This window comes from Rhizobium sp. MHM7A (genome assembly GCF_005862215.1).
GTDB lineage: Bacteria > Pseudomonadota > Alphaproteobacteria > Rhizobiales > Rhizobiaceae > Rhizobium > Rhizobium bangladeshense.
Genome location: NZ_VCHT01000075.1, coordinates 1 through 773, shown reverse-complemented (window position 1 = coordinate 773; position 773 = coordinate 1). Strand labels below are relative to the sequence as shown.

Sequence of the window (773 nt, the reverse complement as noted above, 5' to 3'; positions counted from 1 at the left end):
TCCACCGGCACCAGGCTCGCCACCGCCACCTTCAGCAACACCACGGCGAGCGGCTGGCAGACGGTGAACTTTGCAACGCCCGTCACCATCGCCGCCAACACCACCTATGTCGCCTCCTACCACACAACAGGCGCCTATGTGGCGACCAACAATTTCTATACGACCGCCGTCACCAGCGGTCCGTTGACAGCTCCGTCGAGCGCTGCCGCCGGCGGCAATGGTGTCTACCGTTATGGCGGGTCCGCCACCACGGGCATTTTCCCGAATGCCACCTATAATGCTGCCAACTATTTTGCCGATGTGGTTTTCCGTCCCTCGTCCCCGAACACGACACCAACGGCGGTTGCCGATGCCGGCGATGCGACGGAGAAGGGCGGTGTGGCCAACGGCTCGGGCGGCGTAGTCGCCAGCGGCAACGTCTTGACCAACGACACCGATCCGGATGCCGGCGATACCAAGACGGTGACGGCGGTCCGCTTCGGCACGACATCGGGCACGCTCGGCGCAGCCCTGAACGGCACCTATGGCAGTCTCGTGCTCAATGCATCCGGCGCCTATAGTTATGCCGTCAATGAGTCCAATGCCGCCGTGCAGGCGCTGCGCCAGTCGACCAACACGCTGAGCGATGTCTTCAGCTATACGATGCGCGATACTTCAGGCGCTACCGCCACGGCAAACCTCACCATCACCATCCACGGCGCCAACGACGCGCCGGTGCTCGCCGTCCAGACGGCTGGCCAGAACGCCACCGTCGGCTCCGCCTTCTCCTTCAC

1 protein-coding gene is annotated in these 773 nt (G+C 63.9%); it reads left to right on the top strand.

All coding sequences use genetic code 11. The features are described 5' to 3' along the window. On the top strand, positions 1-773 hold a 773-nt coding region (locus tag FFR93_RS40450; protein ID WP_138397232.1), incomplete at both ends, for a DUF4082 domain-containing protein.